Origin of the sequence: Ectothiorhodospira sp. BSL-9, from assembly GCF_001632845.1 — a bacterium.
Taxonomy (GTDB): Bacteria; Pseudomonadota; Gammaproteobacteria; order Ectothiorhodospirales; family Ectothiorhodospiraceae; genus Ectothiorhodospira.
Window position 1 is genome coordinate 131,136 of sequence record NZ_CP011994.1, and the last position, 19,737, is coordinate 150,872.

Genomic DNA, 19,737 nt, shown 5'->3' on the forward strand with positions numbered 1-19,737 from the left:
CAGTCGCCGTCACCCTGGAGGTGAGCCATGAAGATCGAGGCATTCAAAGACCGCAAGCCCACCCTTGACCTGGAGGCCTATTTCGATGGTCAGGTGAAGGCCTGGGGCCTGTTTCAGGATCGTTTTGGCACGGTGCACCGCCAGTTCACCGTGGACATCCTGGGGCATGTGGAGGGAGATGAGCTGGTGCTGGAGGAGGATTTCATCTACGACGATGGCGAGAAGGATCGACGCGTCTGGCGCCTCAAGCGCCTGGATGCACAGCACTACGAGGGTCGTGCCGACGACGTGGAGGGGGCAGCCAAAGGCAAGCTCTGCGGACAGGCCTTCAATTTCACCTATGTCCTGCGCCTGCCCATCAGCGGCCGCATCTGGCGGGTCAATTTCGACGACTGGATGTTCATGCACGAGGACGGCGTGCTGGTAAACCGGGCGGTGATGAGCAAGTTCGGTATCCGCCTGGGCGAAGTGACCCTGTTCTTCCGGCGAGCTGGTGACAGCACTGCGTGATGAATCCCTCCCAACGGGGCCGCCACCGGGGGAATGATTTTCCCACCAAGACTAGCCCTCGGGCGCCGTTTATTGGATACTTACCAGAATAAAGATAAGGCCATCGGGAATGATTTTTATCAGTGACCGAAGGCTGACAGCAAGACGGGCCCAGCCCGCTTAATCGGGATCACCGGATGATCAGGGCAGAGAACCCCGCGCCGGCCCCCGTTGATATCATCGCGAGACGCTAGGAGTATAAGAGAATGAAAAAGCAAGACCTTAGCCGTAGAAGCTTCCTGAAGTTCGGTGTCGCCGGCCTGGTGGCCGTGCCCGTGGCCGGCCTGGGCTGGACCACCACCGCCGCTGCCGCCGAGCGCCTGGATCCCGAATCCGCCGAGGCCCAGGCCCTGCAGTACGTGCACAAGTCCGAAGTTGACGACCAGAACTGCCTCAACTGCCTGCTGTACAACGATCCCAGCCAGGAAGAGTGGGGCCCCTGTGCCGTATTCCCCGGCAAGGTCGTGGCCGCTGAAGGCTGGTGCACCGCCTGGGTTGCCCGCGGCTGATCAGCCCCGGATGACCGATCTGCAGCAGCGCCCGCCTTCGGTGGGCCTGCTGTTCAAGACCCGCCCCGTGCGGGTCTTCTCGTTTGGAGGCCCTCACCATGTACGCCACCTCCGCTCAACCCCTGATGGAACACCCGGAGCGCTATCTGCTCGGTCGCACCGACGGCGATATCACACTGGAGACGCCCGATCAGCTGCGTCTGACGGTGCAACGCATGGTGGAACAGGGTCGGCGCAGCCTCTGGGTTACCAGCCGGCACCTGGATCCGGCGATCTTCGACAACCCGGCGGTGGTGGAGCCCATCTCCCGGCTGGCCCGCAGCAGTCGCCATGCGGACATCCGCATCCTGATCCAGGACAGCGACCCGCTGCGGGGTACAACCCACCGCCTTATCGCCCTGGCCCAGCGCCTGAGCAGCCGCGTTCAGGTCCGCCGCATGGGGGAACAGGGCCGGCGCTCCGGTGCCGAGGCCTTTCTCGTCGCCGATCGCCAGGGGTTCATCCATCAGCCCCAGGCCCTGCGTTATCAGGCAGTGGCGAATTTTCACGCCCCCCGGCAGTCCAAGCTTTTGAGTGAGCAGTTCATACTCTCCTGGGATGCGGGAGAACCCGATCCCCACCTGCGGCGGCTGCACCTGTGATCCACCCCCTGAAAACCCCCTGGCCTGCCCTCCTCCTGCTCGGCGCCCTGCTGACGGGCATGGGGGGTGGCGCCCTGGCCCAGGAAACCCGGGCGCAGGTGATCGCCCTGGAGCATCGCCCCGCCAGCGAGCTCATGCCGCTACTGCGGCCGCTCATGGGTCCGGACGACGTCCTCACCGGCCAGGGCTTCCGCCTGGTGGTGCGCACCGACGCCGACACCCTGGACGCCCTGCAGGCCGTCATACGCGACCTGGACACCGCGCCCGCCAACCTGCGGGTAAGCGTGCGCCGGGGCGGCGATAGCGATGTCCGGGACCGGGAAGCGGGCCTGCAGACCGATGATGACGGGAACCTCCGGATTCGCGGCATCCATCGCATCACCACAGACCGGGGCATGGAGACACACAGCCTGCGTGTGCTGGAGGGTCAGGTGGCCTTTATCCGCGGGGGTGAATCCATCCCCCGAGGCAGCCAGCGGGTGGTGCGCGTGCCCGGTGGGATGGCCCTGGAGCAGGCCGTGCATTACGAAGATCTGGAAAGGGGTTTTCTGGTGCGCCCACAACGCATGGGGGGCGATCGGGTGCGCCTGGACATCCGCCCGGTGTTCGAGCGGGAGGCCCCCACCGGCGGCGGCCGGGTGGAACGCCAGGCGGCGCAATCCACCCTGACTGCCCCCATGGGAGAGTGGGTTCCCCTGTCCAGCGTGAGCCATGACGGACAACAACGGGATCACAGGGTCATCACCACCCGACGCCATGACACATGGCAGGATACCGATCTCTTCATCCGGGTGGACCGGGTGGATTGATCCTGTGGCATTGACGCCCGGTGCAACCCCCTCCTACTATGCCTTACCGCTGCTCAGGAACCACATCCCTCAATGACCTATTGCCTTGCCATCACCATGGACGCCGGGCTCGTTTTTGCCTCGGACTCACGCACCAATGCCGGTGCCGATCAGGTGAGCACCTACAGCAAGATGCACACCTTCGAAGTGGAGGAGGATCGTGTCTTCGTTTTACTCGCCGCCGGGAACCTGGCCACCACCCAGGCGGTGCTGGCGCGCCTCAAGCGCGACATCGAGGACAGCGCGGAGGAGAGCCTGCACACAGTACGAGGCATGTCCGACGCAGCCGAGTACCTGGGCCGGGTGAACCGTGAAGAGCAGGAGAAACATGGGGAGGCACTCACCAAGGCCGGATTCCGGGCCGATGCCTCGTTCATCATCGGCGGGCAGTTCGTCGGGCAGGAACCGGAGCTCTACCTGGTCTATCCCCAGGGCAATTTCATCACGGCTTCGTCCCATACACGCTTCCTGCAGATTGGCGAAAGCAAGTATGGCAAACCCATTCTGGATCGCATCATCAGCCCCGAAGGCAGCCTGGGTGACGCCGCGCGCTGCGCCCTGGTGTCCATCGACTCCACCATGCGCTCCAACGTCACCGTGGGCCCGCCCATCGAGGTGATTGTCTACGAGCGCGACAGCCTGACTTTCGAGCACTACCTGTGCCTGGAGGCGGACGACGACTATCTCACCGATCTGAAGCGGTCCTGGGACGACAACATCAAGGCCGCCTTCCGAGACCTGCCCCGCTTCGACTGGGAGGCTGCTCGCGGACGCAAACGCCGCGGCACGGAAGTCACCGTCAACCGCCGCAGTACGCGCAAGCCCTCCAAGAGGACCGGCTAAGCCCCGCCGGCCCGGGTGCGCCTGGCCCAGGGCTCACGCCGCCTTGTCCAGGCGGAACCAGGTCTCTGCCACGAGGCCATGCAGTTCCGCCATCTCCTTTTGCAGATCATCGATGAAACGATGCAACTCCTTGGGCTCCAGCAGCTTGTCCACCTGGGAGTCCACGGCATGGCGCTTCACCTGCATGGCCATGCGCAGGGGGATGTCATTTCGGGGCAGGTTGGCCAGACTGTGTTCCACCTCCGCCAGGGCATGACCGATGGAACGGGGAAATTCCGGATCCTGCACCAGGAAACGCAGTACATCGGCCGCGTTGATCCTCCGCCGCACATGCTGACGGTACATCTGGAAGGCGCTCAGGGATTTGAGGATGTTGATCCACAGCAATCCCTCAAAGGGGGAGGCATCCTCGTCCGCATCCTTGCCACGGGCCAGCAACCCCACGGCGCCCACATCCAGCAGACGTGACGTCATGTCCGCCCGTTCCAGATTGCGCCCGGCCTTGATCAGATCATAGGCATGGTCATGGCTCATGGTGCCCGCCAGCATCCCGGTGATCTGCTGACAGCGGCTGCGGATCTGGGACAGGTAGCGATAACGCCCCCGCTTGCCCTCCCCCGCATCCAGGTTGAAGCGAGCATAAAGATGCAGTTCGTTCACCGTTTCCCACACCTCGGTGGGCACCCGATCCCGCGTGGTGCGCACGTTCTCCCGGGCGCTGTTCAGGGCATTGAGGATCGATCCCGGGTTGGCGGGGTCACCCAGGAGAAACTTGACCACATTGGCCTCGTTGTACTCGGGGTAGCGCTCCTCGAATATCGCCTCACTCCCCGTGATGGACACCAGCCCGGCCCAGGAAACCCGGGTTTGATAGGGCATGTCCAGGGCCAGATGGTTGAAGGCGGTGACCATACGGGCCGTGTTTTCGGTCCGCTCGATATAGCGGGCCATCCAGTAAAGCCGTTCTGCGACGCGTGAAAGCATGTATTCAGTCCCGGGTATCCGTGTCAACGATCCAGGTGTCCTTGCTGCCACCCCCCTGCGAAGAGTTCACCACCAGGGACCCCTTGCGCAGGGCAACCCGTGTAAGACCTCCCGCGGTCACATCCGTGCGCACCCCCTGAAGCACGAAGGGGCGAAGATCCAGGTGTCGGGGCTCCAGGTGTCCGTCACATAGCGTGGGTGACGTGGACAGCTTGAGGGTGGGCTGGGCGATGTAATTACGCGGATCGCGCTTGATGAGCTCGGCAAACTCCTCCAGCTGGGTGGGCGTGGCGTGGGGGCCGATGATCATCCCATACCCTCCCGACTCGTTGGCCGGTTTGACCACCAGTTGATCCAGGTTGGCCAGCACGTGTTCCCGCTCCTTGTCGTCCATGCACAGATAGGTGGGCACGTTGGGCAGGATCGGCTCTTCGTCCAGATAGTAGCGGATCATCTTGGGCACGAAGGCGTACACCACCTTGTCGTCGGCCACGCCGGCCCCCGGAGCATTCACCAGGGCCACGTTACCGGCGCGCCAGGCCCGCATCACCCCGGACACGCCCAACCTGGATTCGGGGTTAAAGGCCTCCGGATCAAGGAACAGATCGTCGATGCGACGATAGATCACATCCACCCGTTCCAGACCGTCGATGGTGCGCATGTACACGCAGTCATCATCGCCCACCACCAGGTCGGCCCCTTCCACCAGCTCTGCCCCCATGCGCTGGGCCAGATAGGCGTGCTCGAAATAGGCGGAGTTGTAGATCCCCGGCGTGAGCACCACCACCTCGGGATAATCCAGGGGTCGGGGCGAAAGGCTGGCCAGCATGTCAAAGAGCTGGGAGGGGTATTCGTCCACAGGCTGAATGCTGTAATTCTCGAACAGCTCCGGAAACACCCGCTTGGTGACCTGACGATTCTCCAGCATATACGACACGCCCGAGGGCACCCGCAGGTTGTCCTCCAGCACATAGAAGCTGCCATCGGCATCACGCACCAGGTCGGAACCACAGATATGCGCCCATACCCCGTGGGTGGGCTGGATGCCCCGGCATTGCTCGCGGAAGTTACGGGACTGGGCCAGCACCTCGGCCGGGAAGATCTTGTCCTTGACGATGCGCTGTTCATTGTAGATGTCGTTAATGAACATATTCAGGGCCGTGAGGCGCTGGCGCAGCCCGGCCTCCACGCGGCTCCATTCACTCTGCGGGATGATCCGGGGGATGATGTCGAAGGGCCAGGCGCGGTCAATGTTCCCGCCTTCCGTGTACACCGTAAAGCTGATGCCCATCTCCATGATGGCATGCTCGGCGGCCTGCTTGCGCTCGTGTATCTCGGCGTCGCCGAGGGATCGCAGATAATCGGTCAGGGTCTGGGCCGCCGGGCGTGAAACGCCCGGGGCGCTGATGAGCTCATCGTAAAATCCGTTGGGGTCGTACGCCTTCCAGTCGATGCTCATAAGGGACTCTTGAATGGGTGGGTCCGTCGTCCCCAACGGGGACGACGAGCAGATAGCGAACGGGATCAGCCGGGCTGATCCGCCGCGCGAGGTGTCAGTGGCTGCTCCGGTTCCGCCAGCGGCGCCTCGCCATTTCGGTAATGCACCAGCTTCCAGTAACCGAACAGGTTGGTCTTGTGCACGCCCACACGGTTAAGCCCGGGAAGCTCGGGCAGGCTATCCAGCTCCATGTCGGGCCTGAAACCCACCAGGCGTGACAGGGGCCGCAGGGCCCGCTCTACCCGGCGCACCACAGGGTGACTGGAGGCGAAGTGGTTGATGACCAGCACATCCCCACCGGGGACACACACCCGCTGCATCTCCCGCATGAGTTTGTCGGGATTGGGCACCACGGAGGCTACATACATGGCCACGACACAGTCAAAACTGTCGTCGGCGAAGGCCAGGCATTCGGCGTCCATCTCCAGGAGCGCTTCCACCTGCTTGAGCTGCCCCTCCTCGGCGCGTTGCTTGGCGATCTGCAGCATCTCCGGGCTCACATCGATACCCACCACCCGGGCATCCTCCCGGTAATCGGGCAAGGACAGCCCGGTGCCCACTCCTACCTCGAGGACGCGTGGCGCCGGTTCCGCGTTCACCATTTCCATGGCCAGGCGTCGGCCACCCGCGAAGATGGGGCCAAACACGGCGTCGTAATATCTCGCATAGCGCCGGTAGGCGCTCTTGATCGAGGAGAGATCCATGAGATGCTTTCCAATATGGGATTATGCACCTGTTTTAACGACTAGTGTCTTCACTTTCAAGTGACCCGCTCGATAAAACGACCATTCACCGGGAGTCAACCACGCTTCCCCGAGCCCAACCGAGAAAACAACGACCATGATCACGCAGGCCAACTTTCACCCGGCGCGCTGGTTGCGGGGCAGCCATGTGCAAACCATCCTGCCCAACCTGTTGCGCCCTCGTCATTCGATCCCGTTGCGCCGCGAGCGCATGGAACTGCCCGATGGCGATTTCCTTGATCTGGACTGGGCGCCCAACGCAGATGGCCCGCTGGTGATCCTGTTTCACGGCCTGGAGGGATCCAGTCGCTCCCCCTATGCTGCGGGGCTGATGCACCGGCTGCACGACCAGGGCTTTCAGGCCCTGACCATGCACTTTCGCGGCTGCGGCGGCGAACCCAACCGTCTGCCCCGCAGCTATTTTGCCGGCGATACCGGGGACATGGCCTGGGTGGTGGAACAACTGACCCAGCGGTTTCCCGAGCGGCCGGTGGCGGCCATCGGTGTCTCCCTCGGCGGCAATGCGCTGCTGAAATGGCTGGGCGAAACGGGCAACGCCAGCCCCCTGTCGGCGGCGGTGGCCATCTCCGTGCCCTTCGACCTGGACAAGGCCGCACGACGCATGGAGAAAGGCTTGTCGCGCCTGTACCAGGGCTACCTGGTGGGGCGACTGAAGCGCTCCACCCAGGCCAAATGCAGCCGCATGGCCCTTCCCATCGACTGCACCAATCTGCCAGGCTTGCGCACCTTTCGGGAGTTCGATGATGCCGTCACCGCCCGGCTGCATGGTTTCAAGGATGTGGACGACTACTATGGGCACTGCAGTTGCCGACAGTACCTGCGTGGCATCCAGGTCCCCACCCTGATCCTGCATGCGGTCGACGACCCCTTCATGAGCCCGGATGTCATCCCCACCGAAGCGGAGCTGTCGTCCTCGGTCAACCTGGAACTGGCGCGCCATGGGGGGCATGTGGGCTTCATGGAGGGCTGGGGCAGCTACTGGCTGGAGCGCCGTGTGCCTCGTTGGTTGCAAGGCAGCCTGGCAACGGGTGCTTGAGAGTTGATGAACAGCCATTAAACTGTCCTTGAGGTTGGTCAAAAAAACGAACGCAATCACCACCCGCCCGACAGGGGAGGCAACACACCATGATGCAGGGACTTCTCGCGGTTAACGATTGGGTCAACAACATCGTCTGGGGCCCTCCTTTCATGATCCTGCTGGTGGGCACGGGGCTGTACCTCACCATCCGGCTTGGCTTCTTCCAGTTCACCCATCTCTTCTTCGCCTGGCGACGCACGTTCGGAACCCTCTTCCGTCGCGACCAGAAGGTGGAGAAGGGGGCCATCACACCGTTTCAGGCCGTCACCTCTGCCATGGCGGCCACCATCGGGGTGGGCAATATCGCCGGGGTGGCCACAGCCATCGCCCTTGGCGGACCGGGGGCCGTGTTCTGGATGTGGATCGTCGCCCTGGTGGGCATGGCCACCAAGTTGGCCGAGGCCACGCTGGGCCTCAAATACCGCCAGATGGAGTCGGACGGCCGGGTTTCGGGCGGGGTCTTCTATTACATTGAGTACGGCCTGGGCAAGAAATGGAAATGGCTGGCCCTGCTCTATGCCTTCCTGGCGGGCCTGGCGGCCTTTGGCATCGGCAACATGGTGCAGGCCAACACCATGGCCCATGCCCTGGAGACCAGCATGGGCGTGCCCAACTGGGTGACCGGCCTGGTGGTCATGTTCTTCGTCGGCCTGGTCACCCTGGGGGGCATCAAGCGCATCGCCGTGACCGCCGAGCGCATCGTGCCCACCATGGCCCTGATCTATGTGATCGGCGCCATCGGCATCCTGGTGAGCTTTTACGACCAGATCCCCGGAGCATTTGCGCAGATTTTCGCGGGTGCCTTCACCCCGGCGTCGGCCATCGGCGGCTTTGCCGGTGCCACCGTGGCAGGTGCCATTCGCTATGGCATTGCCCGGGGCATCTTCTCCAACGAGGCGGGCCTGGGGTCGGCCTCCATCGTCCACGCCCAGGCCCGCAACAAGCCCTATGCTCAGGGTCTGTGGGGGATGTGGGAGGTCTTCATCGACACCCTGGTGGTGTGCACCATGACGGCCCTGGTGATCCTGGTGACCGGCGTGATTCAGACCGGGCAGACCGGCGCGGAACTCACCAGCAGCGCCTTCGCCAGCGGCCTGCCGGGCCTGGGCGGCTGGATCGTCCTGATGGCCATCGTGCTGTTCTCCTACACCACCATGCTCACCTGGAACTTCTACGGTGAGAAGAGTTGGGAGTACGCCTTCGGCAAGCGGGTCATCCTGCCCTACCGGATCATCTTCGTGGGCTTCCTGTTCCTTGGAGCCATCGGCGGGCTGACCACCGTCTGGGATGTCTCCGACACCCTCAACGGCCTGATGGCAGCGCCCAACCTGATCGCCCTGGTGCTGCTGGCCGGTGTGCTGGCCAAGGAGAAGGTTCAGTACATGAAGGAAGAACGTGAGAAGGCCATGGCGGCCCGCAAGGGGTCGGATGACGACAAGGGTAGCGGGTAAGGCAAACCTGGCCCCTGCCTGCTCCCCACGGGCCTTACCGGAAGGCCTTGCAAGGAGCAGGCAGGGTGGCTCACGAGTTCACCCTCAATCGCTGGAGGTCTCGGCCTCACTGCCCGGGCCCCAGGCAAAGATCCCCAGACCCAACACAATCACGAGCAGGGCAGGACTCAGGTAACCGATTACACCCAGGCCACTCATCTCCAGCGGAATATTGCCCGCTCGCATCAACAGCCAGGTCAGACCCACCAGAAATACACCGATACCGATACCGATTCGCACGTCTGCAACCTCATTGCCGGGGCAGCGCGCTCCGCGCCGCCGTTCAGGACGGATGTCATCCGACCCAGAATGCTAGCTGAGAACATGGGCTTGCGCGAATCCAGCCCGCTTCATCGTTGTCCGGGATCATTGAATCGCCCCTTCCAGCGCGGCCGGTTTCTATTCAGGTGCGGGTCAGATCCCTTATGTTATAGGGGTTGGACTACGGCTCGTGGCGATGCCCAGCCGCTCCCATCTCCTGAAACGTTTCCGCCCAAAGGATGACTCCATGCCCTCGACCCGCTTCGCCCCTTTCGTCTCTCCCCGTCAATGGGGGCTGGCTGCGTTCCTCGGGACAACACTGTTCGTCTCCCCTCTTGCAACGATGGCCGATGAGGCGGACGAGGCACTGCCGGTGATCACCCGGGAGGAACTGGCACAACATGATCAGCCGGAGGATTGCTGGAAGGCGATTCATGGCAAGGTGTATGACATCACCGACTATCTGCCACGCCACCCGGGCCCTCCTGCGATGGTGCTGCACTGGTGCGGACGGGAGTCCACCAAGGCCTGGGAGACCAAGGGTTACGGGGCACCCCATAGCGCCGCCGCGGAGATCCTGCTGGAGGATTATCTGATCGGTATTCTTGAGGGGAAGAGTGAGTCGGAGCTATCGGCAGATGGGGAGCAAGACTGAACCTCGGGGGCGCCCCGCCCCTCATCCCCGGCCCTTCTCCCCGGAGGGGAGAAGGGAGATTCGCGTGCACCACTGCGGAGGGAAAACCTACTCGCCCTGACCGACTGCCTTCATGCTCAGGCGGATACGGCCCTGCTTGTCCACTTCCAGCACCTTCACCTTGACCGTCTCGCCTTCCTTCACCTTGTCCGACACACTCTCCACCCGCTCTTCGGAGATCTGGGAGATATGCACCAGGCCATCACGACCGGGCAGGATGGTGACAAAGGCGCCGAAGTCCATGATCTTGGCAACGCGACCCTCGTAGACCCGGCCCACTTCCACATCGGCGGTGATCTCCTCGATGCGGCGCTTGGCCTCCTCGCCGGCTTCCTTGTCCACCGAGGCGATCTTGATCACACCGGAATCGTCGATATCGATGGTGGCACCGGTTTCCTCGGTGAGGGCACGGATGGTGGCGCCACCCTTGCCGATCACGTCCCGAATCTTCTCCGGGTTGATGCGCAGGGTAATGAAACGCGGCGCATAAGCGGACATTTCGCCGCGAGGCGTGGTAATGACCTTGCCCATCTCCTTCAGGATATGCAGCCGGCCTTCGCGGGCCTGGCCCAGGGCCTTTTCCATGATCTCGCGGGTGATGCCGTCGATCTTGATATCCATCTGCAACGCAGTGACACCGTCTTCGGTACCAGCCACCTTGAAGTCCATGTCACCCAGGTGATCCTCGTCCCCGAGGATGTCGGACAGCACCGCGAAGCGGTCCTGCTCCTTGATCAAACCCATGGCGATACCGGCCACCGGGGCCTTCAGGGGCACGCCGGCATCCATCAGCGCCAGGCTGGTGCCGCAGACCGAGGCCATGGAACTGGAGCCGTTGGATTCGGTGATCTCCGAGACCACCCGCAGCACATAGGGGAAGTCCTCGTCTGCCGGCATCACACCCTGCACGCCCCGCTTGGCCAGACGGCCATGACCAATCTCGCGGCGCTTGGGCGTGCCCACCATGCCGGTCTCACCGGTGCAGTAGGGAGGGAAGTTGTAATGCAGCATGAAGCGCTCGCGGCGCTCGCCCTCGATGGCATCGATGATCTGGGAATCCCGATCCGTGCCCAGGGTCGCAGTGACGATGGCCTGGGTTTCACCCCGGGTGAACAGCGCCGAGCCGTGGGTACGAGGCAACACGCCCACGCGCACGCCAATGGGGCGCACGGTGGTGGTATCGCGACCGTCGATGCGCGGCTTACCGTCCAGAACCAGGTTGCGCACGATGCGCTTCTCGATATCGTGGAAGACTTCCTTGATCTCGTCAGCCTCGGGGGAGCCTTCCTCACCATCGGCAAGACGGGCCTTCACCTCATCACGCAATTCCTTGATGCGCGCGGTCCGCTCCTGCTTTTCGGCAATCTGGTAGGCGGCGGTCAGATCCGACAGGCAGGCCTCTTCCACGCGGGTGCGCAGGTCCTTGTCCTCTTCCGGCGGCTGCCAGTCCCAGGCAGGCTTGCCAGCTTCGGCAGCCAGTTCGCGAATGGCGTTGATGGCCACCTGCATCTGCTCATGACCGTACATCACGGCGCCCAGCATGACCTCTTCCGAGAGCTCGGTCGCCTCAGACTCCACCATGATGACGGCATTTTGGGTACCGGCCACCACCAGATCCAGCTGGGAATCCTTCAGCGGGGTGATGTCGGGGTTCAGCAGGTATTCGCCATCCTGATAGCCCACCCGGGCAGCGCCGATGGGGCCGGCAAAAGGCATGCCCGACAGGGCCACCGCAGCGGAGGCTCCCAGCAAGGCCGGGATATCCGGGTCCACTTCCGGGTTCAGTGACATGACCGTCGCCACCACCTGCACCTCATTGGTGAAGCCCTTGGGAAACAGGGGCCGCAGGGGGCGGTCGATCAAGCGACAAGTCAGGGTTTCCTTCTCGGAGGGCCGCCCCTCGCGCTTGAAGAAACCGCCGGGGATACGCCCTGCTGCGTAAGTCCGTTCCTGATAGTTGACCGTCAGGGGGAAGAAATCGCGCCCCGGCACGGCCTCCTTGCGGCCTACGGCCGTCACCAGCACCACGGTACCGGCCACATCGACCATGACGGCGCCGGTGGCCTGACGGGCGATCTCGCCGGTTTCGAGGGTGACGGTATGCTGACCGTACTGGAACGACTTGGTAATTGACTGCACGTTGTATCCCGGTTGGCTTGTTCTGAGTGGACTCGGCAAGGGCGTTGCCAGGTACTTAGCGGCGCAGACCCAGGCTGCTGACCAGATCCTGATAGCGCTGCTGATCCTTGCTCTTGAGATAGTCCAGCAGCTTGCGGCGCTGGTTGACCATCTTCAACAGACCACGGCGGGAATGATGATCTTTCTTGTGCGTGGAGAAGTGCCCCATCAGGTGCTGGATACGCGCGGACAACAGCGCCACCTGAACCTCCGGGGAACCGGTGTCGGCGGCGTCGCGCTTGTACTTCTCAACGATCTCGGACTTCACTTCACTGCTCAGGGACATTCTTGAAAACTCCTGGGATGGGATCCGGCCAAACGGGGCCGCTGCATTCTTTTCTGAAGGCTCGCGATTCTATCATGCCCCCCTTTTCAGAACAGGGGGCAGTGGGATGGCGTGATCAGGTGGGCTGGACAATCAGCCGCTTGGGGGCCACCCGGCCATCATCCAGCAGCCGACCCACCCCCAGGAAGCGATCCCCGGGGCCGTATAGCCGCAGGTGACCCCGATGCGTCAGGCCAGGCACAAACACCGCCTGCCCCTGCCCCAGGTAAAAGGCACTATCGGCATCCAGTGTGACCGCCGGCCAGTGGACCAGGGCTTCATCCAGGGGCCTCAGGGCCTCATCCAGGGCCTGCGGGCCCTGCTCCGCCAGGGCCTCGATCTGCTCCAGGGTGACCATCTGCGGATCTTCGAAGGGCGTCAGGCCAATGCGTCGCAGGGCGATCACATGGGCGCCGCAGCCCAGCACCTCGCCAATATCTTCCACCAGGGTGCGGATATAGGTGCCCTTGGAGCAGACGACATCCAGGGTCAGAGTGTCGTCATCGTAATCCAGGCAGCGCAGGTCATGGATGGTCACCGGTCGGGGCGGTCGTTCCACCTCCTGCCCCTTGCGAGCCAGATCGTACAGCCGCTGGCCCTGATGCTTGAGCGCCGAGTACATGGGCGGAATCTGCTCGATAGGCCCGCGAAACCGGGCCAGGACCGACTCGATCTGCGCGTCATCCAGAGCGGGGATCGCCCGGGTGTCGATCACCTCCCCCTCGGCATCGCCGGTCAGGGTTTTCTGCCCCAGGCGGCAGACAGTGTGATAGCGCTTGTCGGCATCCAGCAGAAACCCGGAGACCTTGGTGGCCTCACCAAAGCACAGGGGTAACAGGCCGGTGGCCAGGGGATCCAGGCTGCCGGTGTGGCCTGCCTTGCGGGCCCGAAACAGGTACTTCACCCGCTGCAGGGCCTGGTTGGAGGTGTATCCCTGAGGCTTGTCCAGCAGGATCAGGCCGTGGACGTCACGGCGCTGGATTTTCGGTTTGCTCATTGAGGATCTTTGTCGTCGGAGGCATCCGGATGGCGCGCGCGGTCGCTGGCTACCGCCTCATCAATGAGGGCCGACAGCCGGGCCCCCTTCTCCTGGGTATCATCGTAGCGAAAATGCAGTTCCGGCACGGTGCGGATGCGCATTCGACGACCCAGTTCGCGACGCAGGAACCCGGCCGCCTGACGCAAGCCCTGGGTGGTTCCCTCGATGGCGTCCTGATCCCCCAGCACGGTGAAGAAGACCTTGGCATGGGCCAGATCACGACTGACCTCGACCCCCGAGAGGGTCAGCATGCCCACACGGGGATCCTTGACCTGCTCGCGGATCAGTTCGGCCAGCTCCCGCTGGATCTGGTCGCCCACTCGTTGTGAACGTGAAAAATCTTTGGGCATGTCAAAAACCCCGGGCGTTGGATGCCATGGCGTGACGTCGGTTCATGTGGCGTGCCCCCGACTTCAGAGGGACCGCGCCACCTCGACCCGATGGTAGACCTCGATCTGGTCGCCGGGCTTCACATCATTGTAGTTCTTCACGGCGATACCGCATTCGGTACCGGTCTTGACCTCGTTGACGTCATCCTTGAAGCGACGCAGGGACTCCAGTTCACCCTCATAGACCACCACGTTGTCACGCAGCACGCGGATGGGATTGCCCCGGCGCACACTCCCTTCGATGACCAGGCAGCCGGCTACCGCGCCAAACTGGGAGGACTTGAACACATCCCGAACCTGGGCCAGACCGATGATCTCCTCGCGCATCTCCGGTGACAACAGACCCGAGAGGGCCTGCTTCACATCGTCGATGGCCTCATAGATCACGCTGTAGTAGCGCAGGTCCACATCCATGTCGCTGGCGGCCTTGCGGGCCCCGGCATCGGCACGCACGTTGAAGCCGATGATGATGGCACTGGAGGCCGTGGCCAGGTTCACGTCGGATTCGGTGATACCCCCCACGCCCGCAGACACGATCTTGACCTTCACTTCGTCGGTGGAGAGTTTCTCCAGCGAGTCGCGCAAGGCTTCGGCAGAGCCCTGAACATCGGCCTTCAACAGAATGTTGACCACCGAGGCGGCCCCTTCCTGCATCTGACTGAACAGATTCTCCAGCTTGGCAGCCTGCTGAGTGGCCAGCTTGGATTCGCGGAACTTGCCCTGACGGAACAGGGCCACTTCACGGGCCTTGCGCTCGTCCTGAACGACCAGCATGTCGTCGCCGGCGTTGGGCACGCCCGACAGACCCAGCACCTCCACGGGCATGGAGGGCCCGGCAGACTTCACCGGCTTGCCGTTCTCGTCGAACATGGCCCGCACGCGACCGAACTCCTGGCCGGTGAGGATGACGTCGCCCTTCTCCAGGGTGCCGGACTGAATCAGCAGTGTCGCCACGGCGCCACGGCCCTTGTCCAGTTTGGATTCCACCACCACGCCACGGGCCTGCCCCTGGTGATGGGCCTTGAGCTCCATGAGCTCAGCCTGCAACTGGATCGCCTCCAGCAGGCGGTCGATACCCTCGCCAGACTTGGCAGAGACGTGCACGAACTGCGTCTCGCCACCCCACTCTTCCGAGATGACGTTGTGCTGCGCCAGTTCGCTCTTCACCCGTTCCGGGTCGGCTTCCGGCTTGTCGATCTTGTTGACCGCCACCACGATGGGCACCTCGCCCGCCTGGGCGTGCTGGATGGCTTCCAGGGTCTGAGGCATCACGCCGTCGTCCGCCGCCACCACCAGCACCACCACGTCGGTAACCTTGGCACCGCGGGCACGCATGGAGGTGAAGGCCGCGTGGCCCGGGGTGTCCAGGAAGGTGACACCCGCGCGATCCTTGAAGGGCACGTGATAGGCACCGATGTGCTGGGTAATGCCCCCGGCCTCGCCTTCGGCCACCTGGGTCAGGCGGATATGGTCCAGCAAGGAGGTCTTGCCGTGGTCCACGTGGCCCATCACAGTGACCACCGGAGGACGGAGCACGGCTTCGCCAGCCTGCTCGACTTCCAGGGAAAGCTCCTCTTCCACCTCGGCTTCCTGCATGGGCTTGGCGATATGCCCCATTTCCTCCACCACGAGGGTGGCGGTATCCTGATCAATGGACTGGTTGATGGTGGCCATCACGCCCATACCCATCAGCGTCTTGATCAGTTCAGGCGCCTTGATGGCCATCTTCTGGGCCAGTTCGCCCACGGTCATGGTCTCGGGGATACCGACCTCACGCACCACGGGCGCCGTGGGTCTTTCAAAGCCGTGCTTGCTGGGCGTGACGGCAGCCGCTGCACGGCCACCCTTGCCCTTGCCACGACGTCCCCGCTTGTCGCTGGAGACGTGCAGTTCCTCGCGCTTGGACTTGCCCGCATCTTCCCGCTCCTTGCCGCGACGACGCTTGCCACGAGGCTGGTCGCCCGCGGGCGGCGGGGTCGCGGGGGCTGCCGGGGCAGCAGGAGGAGGAGGCGCAGCGGCGGCTGCAGCAGCGGCACGCACCTCGGCCTCGCGACGAGCGAGTTCCTCGGCGGCCTGCCGGGTTTGCTGCTCGGCCTGCTGACGGGTTTCCTGTTCTGCTGCCTTGAGGACTTCGGCTTCCATCGCCTTGCGCTGCTCTTCCGCCTGGCGCGCGGCCTCTTCGGCCTGACGCTGCTCCTCGGCGGCGCGTGCTGCGGCGAGCGCCTCGGCTTCCGCCTGTTCCTGCTCAGCCGTCTTGGCCTCCTCGACCACGGGGGCCTGCTCGGGCTCGGCCGGCGGCTCTGCGCGCGGTTCTGCCGGGGCGTCCGCGGTGGGCTCGACAGCCTTCGGCTGCGGAGATTCCGGGACGTTCTCGGGCTTCGCTTGTGGCGGGCCGGACTCGGCCGCCGGAGTCGGCGCCTCAGGCTGTTCGGGCTCGGCTGCCCCGCCCTTGACGTAGGTGCGGCGCTTGCGCACCTCCACACTGACGGTCTTCGCGCGCCCTTGGGCGCCCGCCACCTTCAACTCGGTCGTGCTGCGGCGACGTAGTGTGATACGTCGCCCCTGGCCATCCTCTTCGGACTTGCCATGGGCCTTTCGCAGGTGTTCGAGCAGCTTGAACTTCTGCTCCTCGGTCACCATTTGATCGGGATCGGAGACGGACACACCCGCTTCGGAGAGCTGCTCAAGCAGCCGCTCCACGGGTGTTCCCACCATCTCTGACAACTGTTTCACCGTAACGTCGGTCATGTGCCGTTACCTCCGATCTGAATGCTTCCGCGGACCGGGCCCCGACCTGTGGCCTGGGGCGCGCGCACGGCAGGCGCGCTGGTCCTTCTTACTTACGCGTCTTTTGTCTGGTCCGCAAACCAGGGGGCACGAGCCGCCATGATCAGGCTGGCTGCCTGCTCCGGGTCGACCGATGCCTGTTCCACCAGGTCGTCCACCGATTGCTCGGCCAGGTCCTCCATGGTGCAGATCCCGCGAGCAGCCAGGCGATGCGCCAACTCGGAGTTCATGCCCTCCATCTCCAGGAGGTCGGCCGCTGGCGTGCCACCGGTATGCTGCTCCTCCGAGGCGATGGCCTTGGTCAACAGGGCATCACGGGCGCGGCGGCGCAACTCCTCGACGATCTCGTCGTCGAATTCCTCAATCTGCATGATCTCGGCGGTGGGCACGTAGGCCACTTCATCGATACTGGAGAAACCTTCCTGCACCAGGATGGCAGCCACTTCCTCATCCACGTCCAGGCTGTCCATGAACATCTGCTGGAGTTCGGCCGTTTCGTGTTCGTTCTTCTCCACGGCCTGCTTCTCGCTCATCACATTCAATTCCCAACCCGTGAGCTGCGATGCCAGACGAACGTTCTGACCGCCACGACCGATGGCCTGGGAAAGCTTCTCCTCAGCCACGGCGATGTCCATGCTGTTGCGGTCCTCGTCCACCACAATGGACAGCACCTCCGCCGGCGACATGGCATTGATGACGAACTGGGCAGGGTTTTCGTTCCAGAGAATGATATCGATGCGCTCACCGGCCAGCTCGTTGGAGACGGACTGCACCCGGGAACCACGCATGCCCACGCAGGCACCCACCGGGTCCAGGCGAGGGTCGTGGGAGCGTACGGCGATCTTGGCGCGCATGCCCGGGTCGCGGGCTGCCCCCATGATCTCGATCAAACCCTGCCCCACTTCCGGCACTTCCAGCTTGAACAGCTCCACCAGGAACTCGGGCACGGTGCGACTCACAAACAGCTGCGGACCGCGCTGCTCGGTCCGCACCTCGCGCAGATAGCCGCGCAGTCGGTCGTTGGGGCGCACCGTCTCCCGGGCGATCATCTCGTCGCGAGGGATCAGGGCCTCGGCATTGCTCCCCAGGTCCAGAAACACGCCGTTGCGTTCGGAACGCTTCACCGTGCCCATCACCAGTTCGCCCACGCGATCCTGAAACTCATCCACGACCTTGGCCCGCTCAGCCTCCCGCACCTTCTGCACAATGACCTGCTTGGCGGTCTGGGCAGCGATGCGACCGAACTCCACCGACTCGATGGGCTTTTCGATGTATTCACCCACCTGAATGTCCGGGTGATTCTGAATCGCGTAGGAATAGAGGATCTGCCGCTCGGGGCTTTCGAACTCCGGATCTTCGTCATCCACCACGCACCAGCGACGGTAGGTCTCATAGTCGCCGGTCTCCCGGTGAATACTGACGCGCACGTCGATCTCGCCGCCGTGCTTCTTGCGTGTGGCGGAGGCCAGAGCGGACTCAATGGCCTCAAAGATCACGCTCTTGTCGACGCCCTTCTCATTGGAGACGGCGTCCACCACCAGCAGGATTTCTTTGCTCATTCAAACGTCTCCACATGAATTGCCCCGGCGCGGCCTGCTCGGCGGCGTCCGGCTCACAGCGCCCGGTGATTGGCCACCATGGCGACCTGGGGTGAATCCGACGCCGGACTCATCCGGCATGATCCAGGCTTTCAGAAGCTGGGCACCAATCGTGCCCGGGAAACCGATTCCAGGGGGATGCGCACAGACCCTTCACCATCATCCAGGGTGAGCACCACCGCCTCATCCTCCACAGACTCGATCACGCCCTTGAAGTTGCGCTGACCCTCCACGGGCCAGATGGTGCGGACACGAACACGGGCACCCGGGTAACGCCGGTAATGGGCCGACTCGAAGAGCGGGCGGTCCATACCGGGCGAAGACACCTCCAGGCGATAGGGCACCGGGATGGGATCTTCCACGTCCAGCACGCCACTCACCTGATCACTCACGGCGGCGCAGTCGTCCAGCGTGACGCCTTCCGGGCCGTCGATAAAGATCCTCAAGAAGGCGCTGGTGCGCTGAACCCGATACTCCAGGCCCCACAACTCGTAACCAAGCCCTTCGACCACGGGACGAATCAGACGCGTCAATTCCAGGGAGTCCTGCCGCACATGCACCCCACAAACAAAAAATGGGCCCCAGGGCCCATTCAAGAACATCGCCGTAGCAGCCGCCTTGCGCCCGGCGCCCCCTGTCGGGGTCGCGTGAAACAGACGTTAAAGACACTGCCGCGGCTAAGAAAAAGGCCCCAAAAGGGGCCTTTTACGGTACCTGGTAGCGGGGGCAGGATTCGAACCTGCGACCTTCGGGTTATGAGCCCGACGAGCTGCCAGACTGCTCCACCCCGCAACTGAGGCTGTGAATACTACGCATCTTTTCCGGGGACTGCAACCCCTGATTCACACTTTTCTTTAAATGATCAATCCGCCGTTTCCGAGGCAGCATGAGGCACTCGACTGCGACGAACCAGATGCTTGCGCAGATCGTGGCGGTAGATGAACCCCGGGAAGGCGGACACAGCGAACAAGGAGAGGGTAATGGCGTAGAACTGCCAGCCCTGCCCGTGGACATTGCCGGTCATGTAGTTTTCCAGCGCCCAACCCAGTGCCAGGGCCACCCCATACAGGACACCCCACTCCGCGAACCGCCAGCCCGGCGCCTTTCTGCCGCCGGGTGCAGAGAAGAAAAAGAACACCCTGTCGGTCATCCAGGGCAGGTTGGCGGCCAGGATCATGGCGGCCAGGTAAAACCATACGGCAATCTGCAACGTATCCATCAATCAGTTCCGGTTTTCCGTGAGTTTGGACCCCGCCGGATGC

Annotated in this window: 20 protein-coding genes and 1 tRNA gene; 8 read left to right on the plus strand and 13 right to left on the minus strand. The window is 63.4% G+C overall.

Features of this window, described 5'->3' with window-relative positions:
- Positions 1-27 precede the first annotated feature (27 nt).
- The 5 genes from ECTOBSL9_RS00600 to ECTOBSL9_RS00620 all read left to right on the plus strand — a co-directional run bounded on the left by ECTOBSL9_RS00600 (position 28) and on the right by ECTOBSL9_RS00620 (position 3,390).
- Positions 28-510 (plus strand): DUF3833 domain-containing protein, encoded by a 483-nt coding sequence (locus ECTOBSL9_RS00600; protein WP_063463434.1) that lies wholly within the window; start codon positions 28-30, stop codon positions 508-510.
- A gap of 245 nt (positions 511-755) precedes the next feature.
- Positions 756-1,058: a high-potential iron-sulfur protein gene (locus tag ECTOBSL9_RS00605; protein ID WP_063463435.1), complete on the plus strand. Its 303-nt coding sequence runs from the start codon at positions 756-758 to the stop codon at positions 1,056-1,058.
- A gap of 98 nt (positions 1,059-1,156) precedes the next feature.
- A complete protein-coding gene (locus ECTOBSL9_RS00610) occupies positions 1,157-1,699 on the plus strand; it encodes a hypothetical protein (RefSeq protein ID WP_156500006.1) in 543 nt (180 codons plus the stop codon).
- Positions 1,696-2,508, plus strand: coding sequence for a hypothetical protein (locus ECTOBSL9_RS00615; protein WP_063463436.1), 813 nt, complete (start codon positions 1,696-1,698; stop codon positions 2,506-2,508). The genes ECTOBSL9_RS00610 and ECTOBSL9_RS00615 overlap by 4 nt, the downstream gene beginning before the upstream one ends.
- A gap of 72 nt (positions 2,509-2,580) precedes the next feature.
- Positions 2,581-3,390 carry a proteasome-type protease gene (locus ECTOBSL9_RS00620; RefSeq protein WP_063463437.1) on the plus strand — a complete coding sequence of 270 codons (810 nt, stop codon included), beginning with the start codon at positions 2,581-2,583 and terminating at the stop codon, positions 3,388-3,390.
- Positions 3,391-3,423: 33 nt separating this feature from the next.
- Here the strand turns inward: ECTOBSL9_RS00620 and ECTOBSL9_RS00625 are convergent, their stop codons facing one another.
- From ECTOBSL9_RS00625 to ECTOBSL9_RS00635, 3 genes are all read right to left on the minus strand, one after another.
- A complete protein-coding gene (locus ECTOBSL9_RS00625) occupies positions 3,424-4,374 on the minus strand; it encodes an alpha-E domain-containing protein (protein ID WP_063463438.1) in 951 nt (316 codons plus the stop codon).
- A gap of 4 nt (positions 4,375-4,378) precedes the next feature.
- Positions 4,379-5,833 (minus strand): circularly permuted type 2 ATP-grasp protein, encoded by a 1,455-nt coding sequence (locus tag ECTOBSL9_RS00630; protein ID WP_063463439.1) that lies wholly within the window; start codon positions 5,831-5,833, stop codon positions 4,379-4,381.
- A 65-nt stretch (positions 5,834-5,898) separates the two neighbouring features.
- On the minus strand, positions 5,899-6,576 hold the full coding sequence (locus ECTOBSL9_RS00635; protein ID WP_063463440.1) for a class I SAM-dependent methyltransferase: 678 nt from the start codon (positions 6,574-6,576) through the stop codon (positions 5,899-5,901).
- Positions 6,577-6,712: 136 nt separating this feature from the next.
- On the opposite strand from ECTOBSL9_RS00635, the gene ECTOBSL9_RS00640 reads away from it, so the two are divergent.
- Positions 6,713-7,672 (plus strand): hydrolase, encoded by a 960-nt coding sequence (locus tag ECTOBSL9_RS00640; protein WP_063463441.1) that lies wholly within the window; start codon positions 6,713-6,715, stop codon positions 7,670-7,672.
- A 92-nt stretch (positions 7,673-7,764) separates the two neighbouring features.
- Positions 7,765-9,165: a sodium:alanine symporter family protein gene (locus ECTOBSL9_RS00645; RefSeq protein ID WP_240481095.1), complete on the plus strand. Its 1,401-nt coding sequence runs from the start codon at positions 7,765-7,767 to the stop codon at positions 9,163-9,165.
- Between the two features lie 84 nt (positions 9,166-9,249).
- On the opposite strand, the gene ECTOBSL9_RS00650 is transcribed toward ECTOBSL9_RS00645, so the two are convergent.
- A complete protein-coding gene (locus ECTOBSL9_RS00650; RefSeq protein ID WP_063463443.1) occupies positions 9,250-9,444 on the minus strand; it encodes a hypothetical protein in 195 nt (64 codons plus the stop codon).
- Positions 9,445-9,712: 268 nt separating this feature from the next.
- On the opposite strand from ECTOBSL9_RS00650, the gene ECTOBSL9_RS00655 reads away from it, so the two are divergent.
- The gene (locus tag ECTOBSL9_RS00655; protein WP_240481018.1) at positions 9,713-10,120 is read left to right on the plus strand and encodes a cytochrome b5-like heme/steroid binding domain-containing protein; all 408 of its coding nucleotides are present in this window, start codon (positions 9,713-9,715) and stop codon (positions 10,118-10,120) included.
- An 87-nt stretch (positions 10,121-10,207) separates the two neighbouring features.
- Here ECTOBSL9_RS00655 and pnp read toward each other — a convergent pair whose 3' ends face one another.
- The 9 genes from pnp to ECTOBSL9_RS00700 form a co-directional block, all read right to left on the minus strand.
- Entirely contained in the window at positions 10,208-12,298 is a 2,091-nt protein-coding gene (gene pnp / locus ECTOBSL9_RS00660; RefSeq protein WP_063463445.1) for a polyribonucleotide nucleotidyltransferase, read from the minus strand.
- A 55-nt stretch (positions 12,299-12,353) separates the two neighbouring features.
- Complete coding sequence (gene rpsO, locus ECTOBSL9_RS00665) at positions 12,354-12,623, minus strand: 30S ribosomal protein S15 (protein WP_025280956.1); 270 nt, start codon at positions 12,621-12,623, stop codon at positions 12,354-12,356.
- A gap of 115 nt (positions 12,624-12,738) precedes the next feature.
- On the minus strand, positions 12,739-13,659 hold the full coding sequence (gene truB, locus ECTOBSL9_RS00670) for a tRNA pseudouridine(55) synthase TruB (RefSeq protein ID WP_063463446.1): 921 nt from the start codon (positions 13,657-13,659) through the stop codon (positions 12,739-12,741).
- A complete protein-coding gene (gene rbfA, locus ECTOBSL9_RS00675; protein WP_025280954.1) occupies positions 13,656-14,051 on the minus strand; it encodes a 30S ribosome-binding factor RbfA in 396 nt (131 codons plus the stop codon). Before rbfA ends, truB begins: the two co-directional genes overlap by 4 nt.
- Positions 14,052-14,114: 63 nt before the next feature.
- On the minus strand, positions 14,115-16,838 hold the full coding sequence (gene infB / locus ECTOBSL9_RS00680; protein ID WP_063463447.1) for a translation initiation factor IF-2: 2,724 nt from the start codon (positions 16,836-16,838) through the stop codon (positions 14,115-14,117).
- Between the two features lie 92 nt (positions 16,839-16,930).
- A complete protein-coding gene (gene nusA / locus ECTOBSL9_RS00685; protein ID WP_063463448.1) occupies positions 16,931-18,436 on the minus strand; it encodes a transcription termination factor NusA in 1,506 nt (501 codons plus the stop codon).
- 131 nt (positions 18,437-18,567) lie between these two features.
- The gene (rimP, locus tag ECTOBSL9_RS00690; protein WP_063465927.1) at positions 18,568-19,014 is read right to left on the minus strand and encodes a ribosome maturation factor RimP; all 447 of its coding nucleotides are present in this window, start codon (positions 19,012-19,014) and stop codon (positions 18,568-18,570) included.
- A 176-nt stretch (positions 19,015-19,190) separates the two neighbouring features.
- Positions 19,191-19,267 (minus strand) — tRNA-Met (locus ECTOBSL9_RS00695).
- A 70-nt stretch (positions 19,268-19,337) separates the two neighbouring features.
- Positions 19,338-19,694, minus strand: coding sequence for a DUF2818 family protein (locus ECTOBSL9_RS00700; RefSeq protein WP_063463449.1), 357 nt, complete (start codon positions 19,692-19,694; stop codon positions 19,338-19,340).
- Positions 19,695-19,737: the final 43 nt, after the last annotated feature.

What these genes read in the sequence shown, in the direction of transcription:
- truB (WP_063463446.1), bottom strand. Translation starts at nt 13,659, where the DNA reads ATGAGCAAACCGAAAATCCAGCGCCGTGACGTCCACGGCCTGATCCTG.
- ECTOBSL9_RS00600 (WP_063463434.1), top strand. Translation starts at nt 28, where the DNA reads ATGAAGATCGAGGCATTCAAAGACCGCAAGCCCACCCTTGACCTGGAG.
- ECTOBSL9_RS00625 (WP_063463438.1), bottom strand. Translation starts at nt 4,374, where the DNA reads ATGCTTTCACGCGTCGCAGAACGGCTTTACTGGATGGCCCGCTATATC.
- ECTOBSL9_RS00700 (WP_063463449.1), bottom strand. Translation starts at nt 19,694, where the DNA reads ATGGATACGTTGCAGATTGCCGTATGGTTTTACCTGGCCGCCATGATC.
- ECTOBSL9_RS00640 (WP_063463441.1), top strand. Translation starts at nt 6,713, where the DNA reads ATGATCACGCAGGCCAACTTTCACCCGGCGCGCTGGTTGCGGGGCAGC.
- ECTOBSL9_RS00655 (WP_240481018.1), top strand. Translation starts at nt 9,713, where the DNA reads ATGCCCTCGACCCGCTTCGCCCCTTTCGTCTCTCCCCGTCAATGGGGG.
- nusA (WP_063463448.1), bottom strand. Translation starts at nt 18,436, where the DNA reads ATGAGCAAAGAAATCCTGCTGGTGGTGGACGCCGTCTCCAATGAGAAG.
- rpsO (WP_025280956.1), bottom strand. Translation starts at nt 12,623, where the DNA reads ATGTCCCTGAGCAGTGAAGTGAAGTCCGAGATCGTTGAGAAGTACAAG.
- ECTOBSL9_RS00630 (WP_063463439.1), bottom strand. Translation starts at nt 5,833, where the DNA reads ATGAGCATCGACTGGAAGGCGTACGACCCCAACGGATTTTACGATGAG.
- ECTOBSL9_RS00645 (WP_240481095.1), top strand. Translation starts at nt 7,765, where the DNA reads ATGCAGGGACTTCTCGCGGTTAACGATTGGGTCAACAACATCGTCTGG.
- ECTOBSL9_RS00635 (WP_063463440.1), bottom strand. Translation starts at nt 6,576, where the DNA reads ATGGATCTCTCCTCGATCAAGAGCGCCTACCGGCGCTATGCGAGATAT.
- ECTOBSL9_RS00605 (WP_063463435.1), top strand. Translation starts at nt 756, where the DNA reads ATGAAAAAGCAAGACCTTAGCCGTAGAAGCTTCCTGAAGTTCGGTGTC.
- ECTOBSL9_RS00610 (WP_156500006.1), top strand. Translation starts at nt 1,157, where the DNA reads ATGTACGCCACCTCCGCTCAACCCCTGATGGAACACCCGGAGCGCTAT.
- ECTOBSL9_RS00620 (WP_063463437.1), top strand. Translation starts at nt 2,581, where the DNA reads ATGACCTATTGCCTTGCCATCACCATGGACGCCGGGCTCGTTTTTGCC.
- rbfA (WP_025280954.1), bottom strand. Translation starts at nt 14,051, where the DNA reads ATGCCCAAAGATTTTTCACGTTCACAACGAGTGGGCGACCAGATCCAG.
- infB (WP_063463447.1), bottom strand. Translation starts at nt 16,838, where the DNA reads ATGACCGACGTTACGGTGAAACAGTTGTCAGAGATGGTGGGAACACCC.